Here is a 512-nt window from a genome sequence, read left to right on the forward strand (position 1 = left end):
CTAGATCGTTGATGGGAAATTTCTGAACCTGCTGCGGGCATGACGAAGGGCGTCGAGGATCAGTGTGTGACCAAAGACCTTGACGCCCTTCTGACAGCACTCTACGTCCATCTGGACGATGACGTGATCCCTTCCCGCAACCAACGCCTCGGTCCGGGCCGCCCCCGCTTGCTCAACGACGCCGAACTCGTCTGTGTCGCCCTGGCCCAAGTGCTGCTGCGCCATGATTCCGAACGCCACTGGATGCGTGCGGCCCCGCACCGGATCGGGCACTTGTTCCCCCGCTTGCCCTGCCAGTCCGAATACAACCGCCACCTACGCTCAGCAGCCCCGGTCCTGTTCACGGTCGCGATGTGGCTGGCCCGAGCGGTTCCCACTTGGCACGAGAACCTGCGTTTGATGGACGGCACCCCTGTGCGCTGCGGTGCTTCCCGCGTCACGGTCAACCGCTCCAGCCTGGGCGAGATCGCGGGCTATGGCAGGGACCCCTCCCACCACGCGTTCTACTGGGG

General features: G+C 64.5%; 1 pseudogene. It reads left to right on the plus strand.

Going from position 1 to position 512, the window contains the following annotated elements:
• Nucleotides 1-66: 66 nt before the first annotated feature.
• Nucleotides 67-512: pseudogene (locus tag D452_RS30555) on the plus strand (hypothetical protein); the annotation flags it as partial.

This window comes from Nocardiopsis prasina DSM 43845 (assembly GCF_000341265.1).
GTDB classification, from domain to species: domain Bacteria; phylum Actinomycetota; class Actinomycetes; order Streptosporangiales; family Streptosporangiaceae; genus Nocardiopsis; species Nocardiopsis prasina.